Consider the following 18,810-nt stretch of genomic DNA (forward strand, 5'->3'; position numbering starts at 1 on the left):
CCCGCAGGACATGCGCGCTGCGCCCCCCACGGTAGAAGCGGCGGCCCTGTCGGCGGCCTTCGTCACCGCCCTGCGCCGGACCGGGCTCGCGTGCTCACCGGACCGGGCAGTCCGGCTGGCCGAGGCACTCCGCCTGATCCCTCCCGGCGACGCAGAAAAGCTGTATTGGGCGTCCCGGGTGGTGCTGGTGTCAGCCCGCGAGCAGCTGCCGGTCTTCGACGCCGTCTTTTCCGCGGTGTTCCGCGGCGGCTTTGACCCCTCCGGGCCTCCCGCCCGCGCCGTGGCTCCGGCCGCGGCCCCGGCCGGGGCCCCTGAGGAGACCCGCACCCGCCCGTCTCCGGCCGAGGGCCGTGCGCCCGGCTACGCGCCTGCTCCCCCGCGCCCGGCGCCGGCGATTGCCTCCGCGGGACAGGACGCCGGCCAAGACGGCAACGCCCCGGAGCGGGAGGCCGTGCTGGCTATGGCCTCCCCCGAGGAGCGGCTGCACGAAGCGTCCTTCGCTCAGCTGACGGAGGAGGAAGTCGTGGAGATCAGGCGGCTGGCGTCCCGGCTGCTGCTCGCCACCCCGACGCGCCTGAGCCGCCGCGCCCGGAAGTCCGCCCACAGCAGCGCCCGGCTGGACGTCCGCGCCACGGTCCGTGCGGCCCGGCGCTCGGGCACTGACACCACCCGCTTGTTGTATGCCCGGCGCCGCCCGCAGCGCCGCAAGCTGGTGATGCTGTGCGACGTCTCCGGATCCATGGAACCGTATGCGCGGATCTTCGTCTCGCTGCTGCAGGGAGCCGTGGCAGGTGCCGGCGCCGAGGCCTTCGTGTTTTCCACCCGGCTGACACGCCTGACCCGGCAACTGGCGCTCCGCGATCCCGACGAGGCCCTGGCCCGGGCCGCCACGGCCGCCCCGGACTGGGCCGGCGGAACGCGGATCGCCGACAGCATCCGGCACTTCGTCGACGAGCACGGCCGCCGCGGCCTGGCCCGCGGCGCGGTGGTGGTGATCTTCTCGGACGGCTGGGCGCAGGAGGACCCCGAACAGGTCGCGGCCCAGATGGCGCGACTGCGGCGCCTGGCGTACCGGATCATCTGGGTCAATCCACGCAAGGCAGCGCCGCAGTACCAGCCGCTGGTGGGTGGAATGGCCGCAGCGCTGCCGTACTGCGACGAATTCGTCAGCGGACACAGCTACACAGCGCTGGCAGAGGTGGCGGCCGCAATCCGCGGCGACGGCCAGGCATCACTCAAGGGAAGAGGGAACTCATGCAGATAGACAGCACTTTCTCGGTGGTCGCCCCGATCGACACGGTGTGGGACACGCTGATGGACTTTGAACGGGTGGCCGGGTGCCTTCCCGGGGCCAGAATCCTGAACAAGCTCTCCGACGACGCCTACCAGGTGGGCATGAGCGTGAAGCTCGGCCCCGTCTCAATGCAGTACAAGGGCCTGCTGAACGTCATCGAACGCAACGCGGCCGACCACCGTGCCGTGCTCGGCGGCAAGGCACAGGAGACCCGCGGACAGGGCACCGCCGAGGCGACCGTGACCCTGACGCTCACAGAAGAAGGCGACACCACACGGGGGTCCGTCAGCGCGGACCTGGCGCTGTCCGGCAAGGCCGCCGCCATGGGCAAGGGCGTCATCGGCAGCGTCACGGAGCAGATGATGGCCCTCTTCGCGAACAACCTGCAGGCGATGCTGGCTGAAGGGGCGCCCCCTGTCCCGGAACAGGGCCCGGAGGCGTCATCGGCCGCGGCACCGGCTCCCGCAGCGCAGGCCGTCCCCGAGCCGGTCCCGGCGTCGGCTGCGGTTTCTGCTCCCCCTGCAGGCACGACGGCGGGTGCTCCAACTGCGGCGGCGCCGGCCATGGCAGGCGCCCCCAACGGTGCCGCGCCGGCCGCCAGCCTGGATGCGTTGAGCCTGGCCAAGGGAATCGCGGCGGACCAGCTTTCCAGCCCGGTGAAAGTCCTCGGCGTCGTCGCCGTGGTGGCGTGCATTGCGTACTGGGCCGGGCGGCGGTCTGCGTTCCGGATGCTCCGCCTGTGCGGCAGGCTCTGAGGAGCGCCGATGCGCGATGTCCTGGCGGCCATGTTGCCCGACTGGCAGAGCGGCGCCACCGCGGGCCTGGCCACCGTCGTGAGCACATTCAAGTCAGCACCCAGGCTCCCGGGGGCGGCGATGCTGGTAACGGCTGGCGGCGACGCCGTGGGCTCCGTCTCCGGCGGCTGCGTCGAGGGGGCCGTCTACGAGCTGGCCAGCCAGGTGAAGGCCGACGGCGAGCCCGCCCTGGTGCGCTACGGGATCAGCGACGACGATGCCTACGCGGTGGGCCTGACCTGCGGCGGGATCATCGACATCTTCGTCGAACCTGTTTCCCGGCACCGATTCCCCGAACTCAACGAAGTGGCACAGGACATCGCCGCCGGGCGCCGGGTAGGGGTCGCCACGGTCATCGAACACCCCGATGCCACGCGGGTGGGACGGCACCTGATCGTCCGGCCCGGAGGGTGTGAAGGTGATCTGGGTTCGGAGCGAACCAACCACGCCGTGGGCGACGACACCCAGGGCCTCCTCGCCGCCGGGCGCACAGGCATCCTGAACTACGGCGTCGACGGCGAACGGCTGGACACCGGTATGCGTGTCTTCTTCGCCAGCTATGCTCCACCGCCACGCATGATCGTCTTTGGCGCCATCGACTTCGCCGCCGCGCTTGCCCGCCTGGGCGCCTTCCTGGGCTACCGGGTGACGGTGTGCGATGCCCGGCCGGTCTTTGCCACGCCGGCGAGATTCCCCGACGCCGCCGAGGTGGTCAATGCGTGGCCGCACCGCTATCTGAGCGACCAGTTCGCCCAAGGCCTGCTGGATGCCAGGACCGTGCTGTGCGTCCTCACCCACGACCCGAAGTTCGACATCCCCGTCCTTGAGGTGGCCCTGCGCGGCAGCCCCGTGGCGTTTATCGGCGCCATGGGCTCCCGCCGCACTCATGAGGACAGGTTGGCACGGCTGCGGGAGGCGGGACTGGGCGACGACGAGCTATCCAGGCTCCACAGCCCGGTGGGCCTTGATCTGGGCGCCCGCACGCCCGAGGAAACGGCCGTGTCCATTGCCGCGGAGTTCATCGCCCTGCAGTGGAACGGCAGCGGCGAGCCATTGCGGCATCTTGGCGAACGGATTCATCACGACGAGCAGTCGTGACCGTGCCGACGTGACTGCGGACGAGGCCGCGCGCTGGACTACGGCGGTACTTCTCCTGGCGGCAACGCTGTACTCGGCCTGCCGGGCCATGGCCGCTTCCGGAGCGGCAGGTCGGGTCGGGCTGGCGCTGCATTCCCTCATGATGGCGGCGATGGCGCTGATGTTGCTGCCGCGCGGGCAGTGGCCCCTCCTGCCGCAGGTTCTCCTATTTGTTCTGGGCTCCTGGTGGTTCGTAGTGCAGGCCGTCTCGTACCGGACGCGCCCACGGGACGGGCCGCCGGTCCGTGGCCGGGCCGTTGCCGGCAAGCACGTTGGTGACCGGCCAGTTGCTGGCCGGGCGAAGCCCCTCTACGATGCTGCGGCCATGGCCGCGATGGCCTTCATGCTGGCCGCCGGCGACCTCGGGGCCGTCCCTCAGTCCGAAGCGGGCCCGCCGGCACCGGTTCCCGTGGCCCCGGCACACCACGGCGCTGCGGCGGCCGGGCCGCTGACGGCACGGCTCCCCGGGTGGGGCGATCAGCTATCGCTGGTGCCGGCTGTGGCTTTTGGCTTGGCCGTATTCTTTGGGCTCGCCACCGTGGCGTGGACCCTTCGGCTGCTCCTCCAGCTCTGGCCGCTAACCGGTGGCAGGTCCGTGGCCGCAGCTCTGTGCAGCCGCGGCGGCGCGCTGCGGGGTGCTCGTTGTCCCCGGTTCCGGGACGTCGCCGACACGGCCGTGGAAATCGTGGCCGCCGGGGCGCTTGCGCTCATGTTCGCCGCCCTGGCCGCCTGAGGGGCGGCCCGCACCTCGCCGCTGTATGGCTTGGGCCTGTGGCTGGTCAGCGCCCGGTGGTTGCCGCCGCTGGAGCCAGTAGTTCGCGGTACCGGTCAGCGTGCCGCTGAAGCTCATCGGCATCCACGCGGGGCGCTGAGTGCAGGATGAGCGGCTGGGCCATGTCCAGTCCGCAGAGGTGCGCAGTGGCGTCAAGGGGGCGCAGGAGCTCATCCATCGTGAAGCGGTTGTGCCCTGCCGGAGCGTAGGACGCTTCCGGGCCGCCGGTCGAAAGCACCAGCTGGAGCCGCTTTCCGCGGAGGGCGTCGCCTCCAGCCCCGTAGGCGAAGCCGTACGTGAGCACCTGATCCATCCACTCCTTCAGAACCCCGGGCACGGAGTACCAGTGCCACGGGAATTGCCAGACGATGGTGTCGTGCCCGCGCAGCAGGTCCTGCTCGCGGACAGCATCGATCCGGCGGTCCGGGTATGTGGCAGAAAGATCATGGACGGTCACGTGGTCCATGTCCATGATGGCTCTGGTGAGGTGCGCGGTGATCCGCGAGCTTTCAAGGTCAGGGTGGGCAACAAGGACGAGCGTGCGCTGGGGCGTCATGGAAATTGTCTTCTACTTTCAGGTCGTGCCGGAGACCAGACATCACTCGCGTCGGGTCCTTCGAAGCTGATTCCGGTCCCGCTGGTAGACAGAACTGTCTAGGGGGCGATGAGAACTTATCAGACAGACCTGTCTACGGACAAACTCCACCCGCCCCGGTAAGCACGGCGGCAGACCCACCGAAGCGCTGCCCCGGCCGGCGGAAAGCCTCCCGCAGACGTAGCACCGGTTTCCGCTACGACAAGGGGCAGACGCTACGCGGATCCACGCAGCGGGCGCCCGAAATCGGTGCGGAAAACCGAAACTTCACGACGGCGGGGGCGGCCGGACGCGCGTATCGGACCGTTGCGTCAGCGCCCAGACCGCCGTCGGGCGTAAGCTCGACCCATGGCGAGATACTTCGATGTGCACCCCGACAACCCCCAGGCGCGCTCCATCAGCCAGGCGGTGGAAATCCTGCGCTCCGGCGGCCTGATCGCCTACCCCACCGATTCCTGCTATGCCCTGGGCGCCCAACTGGGTAACCGGGAAGCCCTGGACCGGATCAGGAACATCCGCCACCTCGATAACAAACACCACTTCACCTTGGTCTGCAAGGACTTCGCGCAGTTGGGCCAGTTTGTCCAGATCGACAACGACGTCTTCCGCAGTATCAAGGCCGTCACGCCAGGCAGCTACACGTTCATCCTCCCCGCCACCCGGGAGGTCCCCAAACGCCTGTTGCACCCGAAGAAGAAGACGGTCGGCGTGCGCATCCCCGACCACCCCGTGGTCCAGGCACTGCTGGCCGAGCTCGGCGAGCCGCTGCTGTCCAGCACGCTGCTGCTCCCGGATGAGGACGAGCCGCTGACGCAGGGGTGGGAGATTAAGGAGCGGCTGGATCACGTCGTAGACGCCGTGATCGATTCCGGCGACTGCGGGGCCGAGCCGACCACGGTGATCGACTTCTCAAGTGGTGTCGCCGAAGTCGTCCGCCGCGGCATGGGCGACGCTTCCCGCTTCGAGTAGGGAGCGGCGCAGGCCGCGCGACCGCTGTACGGTCGGGGCCGTGTTGCCGGGGAGTGCAGGCTAGGCGGATTCCGCCTCGCGTGCCTGCCGGTTTCGCAGCCAACGGCGGACGAGATCGACGGCGGCGACGAGCCCCGCGAGGGGCGACAGTACCGCTGCGGCGTAGACGAACAGCAGCCAGGTCAGGGTGGTCACCGGAGACTGGCGGGTACTTAGGAGGGACAGTCCGCCGAAAAGGCCAAGGACCCAGAACAGGATGACCCCGGACAGCACTGCCGCAGCGGGGAAGTACTCGTTCGTGACGACGTTCTTCAAGGTTTCCATGGGCCCTCCTCACACCCGGCGGTCGGACTGCCCGCCAGGGACCTTCCCAGTATGACGCCCGGCACGGCCGGATTTCTCGAGAATCACGGCCACGTGACCAAGCTAACGCCCCGCCCCGGTTGCGGCGGCCGCGGGTGCGCAAAATATGGCGCGTCCGGGCGCCCCGGGCGTCCCTCGTCAAGGAGTTAGACCGCGGCCCGGACGCGCTGGAGAAAAGAATCGAGCACCCGCCCGGCGTTCTCATGCATGCGCCGCGACTCCGCCGGCGGCAGTTGCCGCCCCTTGGGCCCGTTCAGCCGCTCCCCCAGAAAGAGCAGGGCCGCCAGTACCTCTGAGAGCTCGGAGTTGCTTTCGGCGCGCTGCCGCAGGAGCCTCAGATGTGCCTCCTGCAACGCAGGGCCCGGCGCGCAGCCGAGGTCGCGGTCGAAGAGGCGGCGGCAGCGGTCGTACGCCGCGAGTCCTTCGGCGGGCAGGCCGGCCTGCTCATAGGAAGTCACCAGCACCGTCCAGGCCCGTTCATTGAGCGGCTCGGCACGGATGGCCGCCTGGACCAGGTTGACGGCGTCGTCCGGCTTGTCCAGCGAGGCGGCCGTTTCTGCGGCAAAGATCTGCAGGGCGACTTTTTCTGCCGCATGGCGGCTGCGCGCCTCCTCTGCCCAATCGGAGGCAAGTTCGAACCCCAGCAGGGGCTCGGCACAAATGTCGAGGGCCTCGAGCAGCAGCGGATACGCCTCGTCAGGAGGCAGTTCGCCGGCGTCGCGGACCAGTCCACGGAACCGGAACAGGTCCAGATCCACCAGTGTGGGATCCAGGACGTAGCCGCTGTTGGCGGTGCGGAGCGGACCGGTCTTGGTCTGGCCGGGCTGGATGGCACGCCGTATGCCGCTGATGTAGCTCTCCAGTGTGGCCACGGAACCGTCGCTGGCTGCCGCGCCCCAGAGAAGATCGATCAGGCGGGTTTTAGACACGGGCGTTCCGAGGTTCAGGAGGAGGATTTCCAGTATGTGGCGGGGTTTGCAGCCCCCCATGTCGGCGGCCGTGAGGGCTACGCCGTCACGGCGTACTTCGAATGATCCGAACAATCGGACCGAAATGGAGGGTGTTGGTCCCGTTAGGCTTTCCACGATGCTCTCCGATTTCCCCAGATAAAACGAACTCAATCGTCTGCGAAGAGCCGGATCAACATCGAGACCAGGCCGTACTGAGACTCTGTTCCCTCCGGCTTTCCAATGTCACCGTGACACGCCTGGCTGGGCGCAACAAGGCATGCCGCTACCCGATCTTTCGGCCGAAGAAAGACGCGTACAGGCATCAGTACCGCCAAGTAAGGCCGCGCAATCGCAGGCAGGTGTTTCCGGCGCAAAACAAGTAATTCCGCGGGCCTCCGCCGAACGCATTCAAGTAGTTCGCGGGACGCCTCAGGGCGGCAGAATTTCGGCTCGAGCCGGGTCATTCCGTCCTGAAATGCCACCCGGTCAGGCTGGACTTTCCCTATTGGTTCTCGGTCATCTCGGCGGGTACAGCGACCACACGCAGCTCCGTGCCGTCGCGAAGTACCGCAAGATCCAGCGGCTCACCGATTGCCTCGGCAAAGAGCAGTTTCTGTAGGCTCTCAGCGTTGGACACAGACACCTGCCCGACCTTCAGGAGGATGTCGCCGGCCCGAAGCCCGGCACGTTCGGCGGGCGAGCCGGGAAGGACTTCCACCACGAGCAGACCCTGCCTGCGGCCTGTCCGGACGACGGCGCTTGGCTGCAGCTGGACCGGCGTGTTGACCAGGCCCAGATAGGCCCGGCGGACACGGCCGTCCTTGAGCAGCGACGCGATGATCCGACGGGACGTGGCGTTGACGGGGACAGCCAGACCCAGGCCCACTCCGGCGACGGCCGTGTTGATTCCGACGATCCGCCCGCGGGCGTCGGCCAGCGCCCCTCCGGAACTGCCGGGGTTGAGGGCCGCATCGGTCTGGATGACGTCCTCGATTACGCGCCGGTTCCGTCCGGACCAGACGGGGATGGACCGGCCAAGCCCGCTGACCACCCCGGCCGTGACCGACCCCGAAAGTCCGAGCGGATTGCCCACGGCGATCACGAGTTGCCCGACCCGGAGCGATTCGGCGTCGCCCATGTCGGCCGGCGCCGCCGTGGGCGCCCGGCCGTGGACCACGGCGAGATCGGATAGCGGGTCGGCACCCACCACCTCGACGGCGGTGCTCGTGCCGTCGGCAAAGACTGCGTGTCCGGATGCGGCGCCGCCCACCACATGGGCGTTGGTGAGAAGGTACCCGTCCGAGGTGAACAGGACGGCAGAACCGGCGCCGCCCGTGCGCCTGCCGGCGCGCCCGGTGCCGGTCATTTCGAGCGCTGCAACAAGGGGCGTGACGGCCGCGGCGACGCGGATGACCGTTGCGGAATAGGAATCCAGCGGGTCCCCGGACATCTCGGATCCGAACGCCCCGGGTCCGGACGCTTCAGGTCCGGGCACCCTGCTCACGGCTGCGGCCATTGTGCACCTCCTGCTCACCGGTACTCACCCAAGTCAACCACCGCGGCCCGGGGAGTAGTCCCGAGGTGGCTACGCCGTCAGAGAAATGCGACGAATCCGGGGCCGTTGGCGCTGCAACAGTTCAGCCGGGCGCGGATCCACGGCTAGGCTCGGACGTAGATCCGCCCGACAGCCCAGGAGAACCTACGTGATACCAGCGTCCGCTTCCCCCGCTTCGCTGCCCTTGCCGGGTCTGACCTGGGGCATCAAGCGCAGCTTTATGGATTACATTTCGGGGCTTCCTGACGGAGCCGTTTCCGCCGCGGACGGCGCCACCGTGACCGCGTCCGGAGAATTCTGTTTCGCCCCGGACGGCGCCGAGTACGATCCCGCCAGCGGCACGGGTGTGCTGCGGTTCCGCGGCGACGTCCGCGTCGCCGGCCACCACGGAATGATGTTTGTCCGGCTGCTGGATCCCTGGGTCGAATTCGCGGCCGGGCACGGGGTCCTGTCCATCAGCACCGGCGACGGCGGCGGGCAGGAGCGCACCGATGTCGGTACCCTGCGCACCGCTGCGCCACGCAACATGGAGGGATTTCTGGTCTGGGAGCGCGTCGACGTCGCCATCTCCCAGTCGGGCTCGGAACTGTTCGACGGCCAGTACGCCGACGGCCAGGCCATGGACCCGCTGGTCATCCGGGTGCCGGCCTAGCCACAACGCCCCTGCGCAGGCTTCAGCGGGCGGGGCATGCTTCAGCGCGGCCGGGCGGGCCGCACCCTCACCGGCGCAAGGACACGGATGAGGACGACGGCGGTAATGGACCCTGCGGCCATGATCGAGGCGAGCACGACGATCTGGAAGCGGCCCGCTTCCAAGGGTGACAGTCCCCCGAAGATCGCGCCGACGAAAGCCCCCGGGAGGGTGACCAGGCCGGTCGTCTTCGTCTGGTCGGTCGATGGGATGAGTGCCGAATAGACCGCACGCCGGGCCAGTTCCAACGTCGATTGGCGCCGCGTCGCGCCCAACGCCAGCCAGGCTTCGACTTCATCCCAGCGCTCGTTCACTGCCTCGGCGAAATGCCGGCCCGCCAGTGTGGCAATCGTCATCGCGTTGCCGATCACGATCCCTCCGATGGCCAGGGCATACCGGGGCGTGAAGGCGATCGCGCCCGTGCCGAAATCGATTGCCAGGGTCACCAGGATGCCTGCGGCCATCGCGCCGCCGACGACGCCCACCCGGCTCCAGGACCAGCCGAGGCGCCGTGCGGCCGTCACCGCTGCCACCGTAAACATCACGAGAAGCGCAGCGCCGACCCACACGGGACTGGTGATGATTCCACCGAGTATCAGGCTGATGACGGCCAGCTGAGCGGCTCCACGGAGGATGGCCACCGCGGGCGCGGCGCTGTGCGGGATCCGGGAAGCCACCAGAAGCCCGACAGTGACCACCATCAGGAGCCCGACGCACAGCAACGTCGGCAGGAGGGCGGCGGGCTCGGTCATCTGGCAAGCCTATAGACCCAGCCCGTGGCGGCCACCTCCGGAAGGGTCGCACGAGCGTGCCGAAACACGGCCCTTGTGCTTGGGCACCGGTCCGTCCGTCTGCAAGGATGTGACATGTCGTGGCGCCGCCGAGGGCCACAGTTCGTCGAAGGAGACCCTCCATGGTTGAACCGGCCGTTTTGGATCACGAGGCGCGCCAGCATGTGCTCAGCGTCCTGGCATCGGACCCGGGAGTCGCCTGGGAGGACCCGGACCGGTCCGTCTTCGAAGAACGCTTCGACCGCCATTTCCCGGTACTGCTCCGGCTCTTCCAGGATCTCTACGGCGCACGGCCCGATTGGCTGGACCAGCTCACGGAGCTCGTGCTGCAGTCCGCCCGGTCGTGGGCCGGGAGGCCGGCCGATCTCAAGGCCCTCGACGCTGAACGAGAGCACAACAGCGGCTGGTTCCAGGCCAACACCATGCTCGGCGGCGTCTGTTATGTCGACCGGTACGCCGAGGACCTGGAGGGCGTCCGCGCCCGGATCCCCTACTTCAAGGAACTCGGCCTCACCTATCTGCACCTCATGCCGCTGTTCCTGGCACCCGAACCGCATTCCGACGGCGGCTACGCCGTCTCCAGTTACCGGCAGGTCAACCCCAAGCTGGGCACCATGCAGCAGCTGCGCGACCTCGCCGCCGAGCTGCGGGCCAACGGCATCAGTCTGGTGGTCGATTTCATCTTCAACCACACCTCCGACGAACACGAATGGGCCCGGAAAGCGGCCGAAGGTGAGGCGGGGTACAGCGACTTCTACTGGATCTACCCGGACCGGACAATGCCGGACGCGTTTGAGCAGAACGTGCGCGAAATCTTCCCGGACGACCACCCCGGATCCTTCATTGAAATGCCGGACGGGCGCTGGGTCTGGGCCACTTTCCACACGTTCCAATGGGATCTGAACTACGCCAACCCGGCCGTCTTCCGGGCCATGGCCGGTGAGATGCTCTTCCTGGCCAACCAGGGCGTGGATATTCTCCGGATGGACGCCGTCGCCTTCATTTGGAAGCAGCTCGGCACGCCCTGCGAGAACCTGCCGGAAGCCCACACGCTGCTTCAGGCGTTCAATGCCGTGTGCCGGCTGGCCGCGCCGTCATTGCTGTTCAAATCCGAGGCGATCGTCCACCCCGATGAGGTGGCACGGTACATCGACCCCGCCGAGTGCCAACTCTCCTACAATCCCCTCCAGATGGCGCTGATCTGGGAGTCGCTGGCCACCCGCGACGTGTCGCTGCTTTCGCAGGCTCTGGACCGGCGGCACAATCTCCCGGCCGGCACGTCCTGGGTGAACTATGTCCGCAGCCACGACGACATCGGCTGGACGTTCGCGGATGAAGACGCAGCTGAACTCGGCATCAACGGCTTCGATCACCGGCGCTTCCTCAATGCCTTCTACGTCAACCGCTTTCCCGGAAGCTTCGCCCGCGGTGTGCCGTTCCAGGACAACCCCCGCACCGGCGACTGCCGGATTTCCGGCACGACGGCGTCCCTGTGCGGGCTTGAGGACGGAACCGTGGCTGCGGTGGAGCGGATTCTGCTGGCCCATTCGGTAGCTTTCAGCACCGGCGGGATCCCGCTGCTCTATCTCGGCGACGAGGTCGGCCAGCTCAATGACTACCAGTATGACCTCGAGGCAGGGCATGGAGCGGACAGCCGGTGGGTGCACCGGCCGCACTACCCGGCTGCGGACTACGCGCTGCGCGCGGACCCGGAAACTCCGGCCGGGGCGGTCTACGCGGGGCTGCGCCGGATGGTTTCCGCGCGGTCCGCGACGCCGGAACTCGCCGGCACCCGGCTGATCGGGTTCGCCACGAACAATCCGGGCGTCCTGGGGTACCAGCGCCCCGGAGCCGAAACACTGATTCTGGTGCTGGCCAACTTCAGCGACGGGCCACAGGAGGTGTCACCGGGGACGCTGTCCGGCTTCACGGGGGACGCCGTCGACGTCCTGACCGGCGCCAAGGTGCGCATCGACACCGGAATCGTCCTGGACCCGCGGCAATTTGTCTGGCTCCGCGTGGCTGCCCGGTCGTGAGGTCCGCGCCCGCCACCCATCGCTTCGCGGGTGCGACCGGGCCGGCGGGCCGCCGGCGGCGCTCGTAAAAGGAACCTGGCCGGCCGCACGCTGGTTGAGGAGAGCATGCGGCCGGAATCTTTGGAGGCGGCTGGCGTCCCGGGTCCTGTTCTTACTGTCCCCCATGCTGCTGAGAAGAGGCTGAGAGCGGCGCCTTGCGCGGCAATGTGGCCGGATCGCTTGTCCCCTGGTTGTCCGGAGCCGCACGGTGCCGCATTCTTGGACCATGGCACCGAGCAAGCAGGCCCCGCGCGGCACCCCCGGACCGGACGCGAGCCGTTGGGGCGCGACGCGCTGGGGCGTACGAAAGCGATCGACGGCGGCCGCCGTCGGCGTTGTGGCCTTGGCACTTTTGCTCGGCGGCCTCGTCCTACTGGTGTTGCTACACACATCCCTGAGCAGGGCCACCGAAGCCACAGCACGGCAGAAGGCGATGGACGTGATCGCCGAAATGGCGGATCAAGACATCGAGGACGCCAGGACCTATATCGTGGGTACCTCGCATGCGGGGCAGTTCGTCCAGTTGCTTGACGCTGCCGGGATCGTCGTGGCCGCCTCGGATCCCGTGGTCGCCAGTATCCCGCTGTCTGCCCAGCGGCCCGGCCCGGGCCAGATCATGATCCAGGACGTCTCGGGCCTGCCCCGCATTGACGACAACGACAACTACCATATCGTCACCGTCGGTGCGGGTTCCGGTTCCAAGAAGTACGCGGTGGTCGTGGCCCAGGCGTCACAGATTCAGGCGGACACGATCTCGACGGTGGCGTGGTTCATGCTGGGAGCCACGCCGGTGCTGCTGCTCACCGTGGCAGCATCCGTGTGGCTGCTGGTGGGTCGCTCCCTTCGCCAGGTGGAACGGATCCGGGGCCAGGTGGCGCGTATCAATGCAGGGCGGCTGGACGGGCGCGTCGATGTGCCGCCGACCAACGATGAAGTCCGGGCCCTGGCATTGACCATGAACACAATGCTGGACCGGCTGGAAGCTTCGGACACTGAACAGCGCCGGTTTGTCTCGGACGCCAGCCACGAACTGCGCAGCCCGTTGGCCACGCTCAAAGCGGGAATCGAGATCGCGGCGGCAGACCCCACCGGGGCGATGTGGCTGCACATGAAAGATGTCCTCGCCGAAGAGACGAACCGCATGAGCTTCCTCGTGGAGGACCTGCTGACGCTGGCTAAAGCAAGTGACGGCGGCCTGAAAGTGGAACAAAAGGACGTGGACCTTGACGACGTCGTGGACCAGGAGATCCGCCGGCTGCGGTCGACCAGCCGCCACCAGGTTTCAGTGGACCTCGTCCCGGCACGGATCCGCGGCGACGGCCGCCGGCTGGCCCAGGTGCTGCGGAACGTCCTGGACAACGCCGATCGCCATGCCCTGTCCCGGATCGCCGTGGACCTGCACACCACCGGAGACCGGGCGGTCATCACGGTGGAGAACGACGGCGACCCCATTCCCGAGGCTGACCGGGACCGGATCTTCGAACGCTTTGTCCGGCTCGACGGCAGCCGCTCCCGGGACGGCGGCGGCAGCGGACTGGGATTGGCCATCGCGGCGGAAATTGTGGCCGCCCATCACGGGACCATCCGTCCCGCCGACGCACCGCCGGGGCTCTGCCGTTTTGAGATTGCCCTTCCCAGCCCGGAACCTGCCGGGGAGTCAGCCCTCAGTCTCCGCGACTCCGGACGGCAGGAGACGACTCAGGGGTCGGGTCGGCTTTGAGCAGATAGCCCATGCCGCGCACGGTGGCCAGTGTGTGGAGATCGAAGGGGGCATCGATCTTGCGCCGGAGGTAGCTGACGTAGACCTCCACAACGTTGTCCGCGCCCTCGAACGCCGGGTCCCAGACGTTTTGCAGGATCTCCACCTTGGAGACGATCTGGCCGTGCCGTCGCATCAGGTACTGGAGGAGCCCGTACTCCCTGGCCGTGAGGCTGATGACGGTTTCCCCTCGGCGGACGCTGCGGTTAACGGGATCCAGCGTCAGCGTGCCCACCGTCATGACGACGGGCCGGGCGGGTGCTCCACGACGGATCAGCGCCCTGATCCGGGCCACCAGAACCAGGAAGCTGAATGGCTTCGTGAGATAGTCGTCCGCTCCCAGGTCAAAGGCATCGGTCTGGTCGTATTCGCCATCCTTGGCCGTGAGCATCAGGACGGGAGCCCAGACTTTGCGCTGCCGCAGTTCTTTGAGGACGTCATAGCCGTTCATCCGCGGCAGCATGAGGTCCAGGAGGATCGCATCGTACGGATTCTCGAGCGCTGCCAGGAGTCCGGAGACGCCGTCATGGGCGACGTCGACGACGAACCCTTCGTTCTTCAGCCCGCGGCGGACCGTTTCCGCAAGTGCGCGCTCATCCTCAACCATCAGAATCCGCAATCCAGGACCCCTCTCTTTGAGAGAAGTATGGACCTTCGCGGGCAGGTCTGGGTGGAGAATCCTGCGTGTCCCGGCGCACGGCCTGGGCACGCGCGCGATACGAGCCGTCGCCCGCTAAGCCGGCCGGGCCGGCCCGAACAGCCAACCTGACACGTCGCTGCGCAGAATCACGTGCGGGCCTCCGGTGGAACTGACGCTCCCGTTGGGGACGTAGTAGCCGCGCCCGGCCCCGGGACCGCCTGCCGCGCGATCGAGGGCATCGGTAAGGCGTCGGGTCAGGTGCCCGTTGGGACCGAGGGACCGCAATTCGTCGAGTTCGTCCGGCGTGAGCCGTCCCAGCACTGCAGCGATGTCGGCCATGGTAAATCCCTCCCGGCGGATGAAGCGGATGGTGCCCGTGCTGGATGGTCCCTAAGGATTCAGGCTAGGGCACGCAAATGAACGGCACATGACGCCAGTGTGACCAGTAGCGAACGAAGTGGAAGGGCCGCGGGGCAGGCTGCTTCCGCCGGGTGTCACGAGCGTCACTGCCGCGACTCCCCCTGTCCCCAGCATTCACCCGGTGTAATGCTGTACCGTTCAATCCCGGAGATCCGTCAGAGGCTCCCGATCACACACCCAGCAACGGAAATGAGTACCACCAGGTGGCAACCGATTATGACGAAGTACGCTCCGACGTTGCGGAATCTCGTAACGCTTCCCTCGAGGCTCTCCGTTCGGCGAACGCGCCCGATGCGCGGAGCGTCGTCCGCGAGCTCGACGAGGCCGATACCTCCGAGGGCGTAGAGCTCCCGGGTGCGGACTTGTCCGGCGAGGAGCTGACCGTCACGGTCATCCCGCAGAAAGAGGATGAGTTCACCTGCTATTCCTGTTTCCTCGTCCGGCACCGGTCCCAGCTCGCCAAGGAGAAGGACGGGCACGCGTACTGCGCGGACTGCCTCAGCTAACCCCCGGCGAGACGGCGCGTGACCGTGACGGTCGTCCTCCCACTGCACTTCTGTCACACGCTTCACAATAGTGTCGGGAAGCAGCCGGACATGACCCGTCGGGGCGCCTTCGGCTACGCTCCTGATTGACGATGCGGCGAGTGCCGGCACGTGGCCGGAGGCTGACCCCATGAGTGACTCCAACAGCAAGTTGGCGGACCCAACTGTTGCGTCGCCGTCGAACGCCGCTGCCACCACGCCGGGGCCTTCCGGCGGCGCTGCCGTGGCCGCCGCGGGACGCACCGGCCGTCGAAGGCGCCGCCGTCGGCCTGCCCGCACCGGGAGCCTGAAGCGCGAATGGTCCCGGGCGTTCATGCTGATGCTGCTGGCCCTGCTCGCCGGGGCCGCGGCAACCGTGGTGGGCGTGCGTGTTGTCACGGATCAGATCCAGCGGGCCGCCGCCCAGCACCGCGTCGAGTCCGAAGCGATCGCCGAGTTGCGGACCGATCTTGACGCCCACGAACAAGCCGGCCTGCAACTGTTGTCCTCGGCGCCCGTAGATACCTCGGCCTTCCTGCAGCAGCAAGAGGATATCTCCGCCCGGTTCGATGCGGCCTCGGTGATGCTGCCGGACGAACACGGCATGCGGTCCACACTCCGCGAGGCTCGCGCTTCGTGGCAGGAGGGACTGTCGGCGCACGGTCTCTGGGGCAGCCAGGTGTCCGTCCTGCACGGCAACCACGTGGCTGAGGTCCCGGCATTCGCCGCCTCCGGGACCACGGCGCGCGCGCTGCTGGCCGACATCCGTCGCGCCTCCCTGGACGCGCTCGACGACGGCGTCGCCTATGGCGCCCAGCTCCAGCAGATGGTGGTGGCCGGCCGGACGGCTCTCTTTGCGCTGGCCGCCGTCGGCGTGTTCTACTTCCGACGCCGGATGACCAAATACCTGATGCGCCCCATCGAGGGGTTGTACCAGGGGGTCCTGAAGCTGCAGGCCGGCGACTACAGCCACAGGATCACCGTTGTCCGCAATGACGAGCTGGGCCAGTTGGCGGAGGCCTTCAATTCCATGGCCGCCACGGTGCACGACAGCCACTTGGAACTGACTTTCCGGGCCACGCATGATCCCCTCACGGGGCTGGCCAACCGGGCGGTCGTCACCGAACGCCTCGCTGCCGCGTTTGGCCCGGACATCAACAATGCGGACTCCAAGAATGCGGACGCCCGGAACGTTCACACCGACAATGCACGCACCGGGCATGGGGGCCCGCACGAGGGCCTGTTGATCATCGACGTCGACGACTTCAAGGATGTCAACGACTCACTCGGCCATGAAGGCGGCGACGCGCTGCTCATTCAGCTCGCCCAACGGTTGCGGAGCTGCGTCCGCGGTCATGACCTCGTCGCCCGGCTGGGCGGCGATGAATTCGCGATCGTCGTCCTGGACGACGCCGGCACGGCCACGGACGACGTCGCCGGACGGATCCAGGATGCCCTGCGGGCGCCGTTCTCGATCGACGAGGTCAGGCTCAAGGTAACGGTCAGCATGGGAGCCGCGCAGCGTACCGCCGCAACAGCGGATCCGGCCGAGCTGATGCGGCAGGCAGACTTCGCCATGTACATGGCCAAGCATGGCGGCAAGGGCCGCTACCAGCTCTTCGATGCACGGGGCTACGACGAAATGACCTACCGCGCCGCCCTCCGGGCCGATCTCGCCACTGCCGTGCAGGCCGGGCAGCTGCGCCTCGATTACCAGCCGGTGGTTGATCTCCGGACCGGCGGGATTGTCGGCGTGGAGGCCCTGGTCCGCTGGGAACACCCGACGCTCGGCCGGCTGTCCCCTGCGGACTTTATCCCCCTGGCGGAGGAAACCGGCGAGATCGGCCCCATCGGCTCCTGGGTGCTCGACACGGCCACCCGGCATGTCGCCGGCTGGCGCCGCTCCCCGGGCACTCCCGCAGACATCTGGGTCTCGGTGAACCTCTCCACGCTGCAGTTGTCCAGCGACAGGAACCTCGCGGCCCTCGAGCGGATCCTGTCCCAGCCCGCCGCCCAGGCCGACAAGGTCATCCTCGAGGTCACCGAATCCGCCCTGGCCACGAGCACCGATGGCGGCGTGGGCGCCCTCAACCGGCTCAAGAGCTTCGGCGTGCGCATCGCCATCGACGACTTCGGAACCGGGTTCTCGTCGCTGAGCACCCTGGCGGTCCTGCCGGCGGACATCCTCAAGATCGACCGTTCATTCCTCTCCGGACTGCCCGGGGACGCTCCGGCGGCGGCGATGCTTGAGGGCATTCTGGAAGTGGCCCGGAAGCTGAACCTGGCCGTCATCGCCGAAGGCATCGAAGACACCGGGCAGCTCGGTCTCCTGCGCTCGCTCGGCTGCGACATGGGACAGGGCTTCCTCTTGGCCAGTCCCAGCCCGTCCCCTGTGCTTGAGGCACTGCTGACCTCGGGGTCGCGTCTGCAGCCACCGGCCGGCGCGGCAGCATCGGCGGCAGATTTCTAGCGCAGCCCTATCCTTAACCGGCGGGAAAGACCAGCGACGGTTCGTCCGCGGTAGCGAGTGTCAGAACCGCTTCCTCGACTGTTTCGTGGTCCTCGAGTTCGCGTTCAACCCGGCGCAGGGCCACGGCAACATCGTGTTCCCGCTGGTCCCCCTGCATGTCCACTGCCGCCACAACGTAGAGCTTGCGCGGGCCAACGAACTCGAGGTGCAGGTAGGTGATGCGCTCGATCTCCGGGTGTGCAAGGAGCCGCCGGGCCATGCTGTCCTCAATATCGCTGGTCACTGCCTGGCCCACGAGGAAGCGCCGGTTGCGGTCGATGAGCACGACGGCGACTGCCGCCAGCAGGATGCCCACCAGAATGGACCCCACGGCATCCGGCACCGCAGACCCGGTGACCTGGTGCAGGAACATCCCGGCGAAGGCGATGAGCAGGCCGACCAGCGCGGCCGAGTCCTCGGCAAAGACGGCACGCAGGGTGGGATCGGAGCTCTTCAGGACCTGTTCCAGGGTATTCCGGTCCAGCTCGCGCGCGGCCTTCCGGCTCTGCCGGAACGCCTGGGTGAAGGACACGCCCTCGAGGACAAAGGCGACCGCCAGGACCGCATAGGCGATCGCGTAGTCGCCGGCCGGCTCCGGTGTGAAGAGCTGCTGGATGCCGTGCATCACCGACACGACGGCCCCGGCCGTAAACAGGCCGAAAGCGGCGATCATGGACCACACGTAGGCCTCGCGGCCGTAGCCCATGGGGTGAGACCTGTCCCTCTTCCTTGCGGCCTTCCGTTCTGCGATGAGCAGGAAGACCTGGTTGCCGGTGTCGGCCCAGGAGTGGGCTGCCTCGGCGGTCATGGACGCTGAACCGGAGATGAGCGCGGCCGCGGTCTTGGCTGCCGCAACAAGGATGTTCGCGGCAAAGGCAATGATCACCGTCAACGAAACCGGCCCGGACTTCTTACGCTTCACGCGATCGTGCCTCCTGCGGCGGTTGGAATGCATGCAGTCCCTACGCTATC

18 protein-coding genes are annotated in these 18,810 nt (G+C 67.8%); 10 read left to right on the forward strand and 8 right to left on the reverse strand.

Going from position 1 to position 18,810, the window contains the following annotated elements:
• Positions 1 to 10: 10 nt before the first annotated feature.
• Genes C9424_RS04900 through C9424_RS04915 form a run of 4 tightly spaced genes read left to right on the forward strand, consistent with a single transcriptional unit; the run spans position 11 to position 3,958 of the window.
• Positions 11 to 1,264: a vWA domain-containing protein gene (locus tag C9424_RS04900; RefSeq protein ID WP_116765916.1), complete on the forward strand. Its 1,254-nt coding sequence runs from the start codon at positions 11 to 13 to the stop codon at positions 1,262 to 1,264.
• Positions 1,255 to 2,049, forward strand: a complete 795-nt coding sequence (locus tag C9424_RS04905; protein ID WP_116765783.1) for an SRPBCC family protein — start codon at positions 1,255 to 1,257, stop codon at positions 2,047 to 2,049. The genes C9424_RS04900 and C9424_RS04905 overlap by 10 nt, the downstream gene beginning before the upstream one ends.
• Before the next feature lie 9 nt (positions 2,050 to 2,058).
• A complete protein-coding gene (locus C9424_RS04910) occupies positions 2,059 to 3,186 on the forward strand; it encodes an XdhC family protein (protein ID WP_116765784.1) in 1,128 nt (375 codons plus the stop codon).
• Between the two features lie 10 nt (positions 3,187 to 3,196).
• Entirely contained in the window at positions 3,197 to 3,958 is a 762-nt protein-coding gene (locus C9424_RS04915) for a DUF5134 domain-containing protein (RefSeq protein WP_116765785.1), read from the forward strand.
• 46 nt (positions 3,959 to 4,004) lie between these two features.
• Here the strand turns inward: C9424_RS04915 and C9424_RS04920 are convergent, their stop codons facing one another.
• Entirely contained in the window at positions 4,005 to 4,553 is a 549-nt protein-coding gene (locus C9424_RS04920; RefSeq protein ID WP_116765786.1) for an NAD(P)H-dependent oxidoreductase, read from the reverse strand.
• Between the two features lie 387 nt (positions 4,554 to 4,940).
• On the opposite strand from C9424_RS04920, the gene C9424_RS04925 reads away from it, so the two are divergent.
• Positions 4,941 to 5,561, forward strand: a complete 621-nt coding sequence (locus C9424_RS04925; RefSeq protein ID WP_116765787.1) for an L-threonylcarbamoyladenylate synthase — start codon at positions 4,941 to 4,943, stop codon at positions 5,559 to 5,561.
• A gap of 60 nt (positions 5,562 to 5,621) precedes the next feature.
• On the opposite strand, the gene C9424_RS04930 is transcribed toward C9424_RS04925, so the two are convergent.
• The 3 genes from C9424_RS04930 to C9424_RS04940 form a co-directional block, all read right to left on the reverse strand.
• Complete coding sequence (locus C9424_RS04930; protein WP_091248003.1) at positions 5,622 to 5,885, reverse strand: hypothetical protein; 264 nt, start codon at positions 5,883 to 5,885, stop codon at positions 5,622 to 5,624.
• 185 nt (positions 5,886 to 6,070) lie between these two features.
• A complete protein-coding gene (locus C9424_RS04935; protein WP_116765917.1) occupies positions 6,071 to 6,913 on the reverse strand; it encodes an AfsR/SARP family transcriptional regulator in 843 nt (280 codons plus the stop codon).
• Positions 6,914 to 7,376: 463 nt separating this feature from the next.
• Positions 7,377 to 8,324 carry a S1C family serine protease gene (locus tag C9424_RS04940; RefSeq protein ID WP_116765918.1) on the reverse strand — a complete coding sequence of 316 codons (948 nt, stop codon included), beginning with the start codon at positions 8,322 to 8,324 and terminating at the stop codon, positions 7,377 to 7,379.
• A gap of 151 nt (positions 8,325 to 8,475) precedes the next feature.
• Here C9424_RS04940 and C9424_RS04945 point away from each other — a divergent pair, with 151 nt between their 5' ends.
• The gene (locus tag C9424_RS04945) at positions 8,476 to 9,081 is read left to right on the forward strand and encodes an HtaA domain-containing protein (protein ID WP_116765788.1); all 606 of its coding nucleotides are present in this window, start codon (positions 8,476 to 8,478) and stop codon (positions 9,079 to 9,081) included.
• Positions 9,082 to 9,122: 41 nt separating this feature from the next.
• Here the strand turns inward: C9424_RS04945 and C9424_RS04950 are convergent, their stop codons facing one another.
• Positions 9,123 to 9,872 (reverse strand): ABC transporter permease, encoded by a 750-nt coding sequence (locus C9424_RS04950; protein ID WP_116765789.1) that lies wholly within the window; start codon positions 9,870 to 9,872, stop codon positions 9,123 to 9,125.
• Between the two features lie 161 nt (positions 9,873 to 10,033).
• On the opposite strand from C9424_RS04950, the gene C9424_RS04955 reads away from it, so the two are divergent.
• Complete coding sequence (locus C9424_RS04955; protein ID WP_116765790.1) at positions 10,034 to 11,947, forward strand: amylosucrase; 1,914 nt, start codon at positions 10,034 to 10,036, stop codon at positions 11,945 to 11,947.
• Positions 11,948 to 12,212: 265 nt separating this feature from the next.
• Positions 12,213 to 13,706, forward strand: coding sequence for a sensor histidine kinase (locus C9424_RS04960; RefSeq protein ID WP_116765791.1), 1,494 nt, complete (start codon positions 12,213 to 12,215; stop codon positions 13,704 to 13,706).
• Here C9424_RS04960 and C9424_RS04965 read toward each other — a convergent pair.
• Together C9424_RS04965 and C9424_RS04970 are read right to left on the reverse strand one after the other, a co-directional pair.
• Positions 13,651 to 14,364 (reverse strand): response regulator transcription factor, encoded by a 714-nt coding sequence (locus tag C9424_RS04965; protein ID WP_116765792.1) that lies wholly within the window; start codon positions 14,362 to 14,364, stop codon positions 13,651 to 13,653. The genes C9424_RS04960 and C9424_RS04965 overlap by 56 nt on opposite strands.
• Before the next feature lie 114 nt (positions 14,365 to 14,478).
• Positions 14,479 to 14,724, reverse strand: a complete 246-nt coding sequence (locus C9424_RS04970) for a hypothetical protein (RefSeq protein ID WP_116765793.1) — start codon at positions 14,722 to 14,724, stop codon at positions 14,479 to 14,481.
• A 284-nt stretch (positions 14,725 to 15,008) separates the two neighbouring features.
• On the opposite strand from C9424_RS04970, the gene C9424_RS04975 reads away from it, so the two are divergent.
• Together C9424_RS04975 and C9424_RS04980 are read left to right on the forward strand one after the other, a co-directional pair.
• Positions 15,009 to 15,311 (forward strand): DUF4193 domain-containing protein, encoded by a 303-nt coding sequence (locus tag C9424_RS04975; RefSeq protein ID WP_091248015.1) that lies wholly within the window; start codon positions 15,009 to 15,011, stop codon positions 15,309 to 15,311.
• A 169-nt stretch (positions 15,312 to 15,480) separates the two neighbouring features.
• Positions 15,481 to 17,799, forward strand: a complete 2,319-nt coding sequence (locus C9424_RS04980; RefSeq protein WP_237563296.1) for a putative bifunctional diguanylate cyclase/phosphodiesterase — start codon at positions 15,481 to 15,483, stop codon at positions 17,797 to 17,799.
• 13 nt (positions 17,800 to 17,812) lie between these two features.
• Here the strand turns inward: C9424_RS04980 and C9424_RS04985 are convergent, their stop codons facing one another.
• A complete protein-coding gene (locus tag C9424_RS04985; RefSeq protein WP_116765795.1) occupies positions 17,813 to 18,760 on the reverse strand; it encodes a cation diffusion facilitator family transporter in 948 nt (315 codons plus the stop codon).
• Positions 18,761 to 18,810: the final 50 nt, after the last annotated feature.

The sequence above is a fragment of the Arthrobacter sp. H-02-3 genome (assembly GCF_003097355.1).
GTDB lineage: Bacteria > Actinomycetota > Actinomycetes > Actinomycetales > Micrococcaceae > Arthrobacter > Arthrobacter humicola.